This window comes from Achromobacter marplatensis, assembly GCF_049060505.1.
GTDB lineage: Bacteria > Pseudomonadota > Gammaproteobacteria > Burkholderiales > Burkholderiaceae_B > Achromobacter > Achromobacter marplatensis_A.
The window spans coordinates 1-271 of the sequence record NZ_JBMGRB010000047.1 but is presented as its reverse complement, the minus strand read 5'-3'; the positions used below and the strand labels follow the sequence as shown (position 1 = coordinate 271).

The following is a 271-nucleotide window of genomic DNA, read 5'->3' as shown; positions in this document are numbered from 1 at the left end:
TACCTATCTTCTTCAGCTTGCGCCGAGTACTTGATAAGTACATTTCGTTGTGCTTCTTCCAGATTGTTAAAGAACGATATAGCTGTTGAGTAAAACCCAACTCATAACGCTGCAAGCAGCGCTATGAGTTAGCTTCTACGCGGGACCAAGCATTCTTGACCCCAGCTACAAAAAACAACCGATAAGAGTGGACGCTTAATACGAGCACTTAAGCTCTGAAAGGAGGTGATCCAGCCGCACCTTCCGATACGGCTACCTTGTTACGACTTCA

The 271-nt window shown here is 45.8% G+C and carries 1 rRNA gene; it reads right to left on the bottom strand.

From position 1 onward, the window contains the following. Nucleotides 1–218: 218 nt before the first annotated feature. A 16S ribosomal RNA gene (locus ACI0FO_RS29475) occupies nt 219–271 on the bottom strand; the annotation flags it as partial.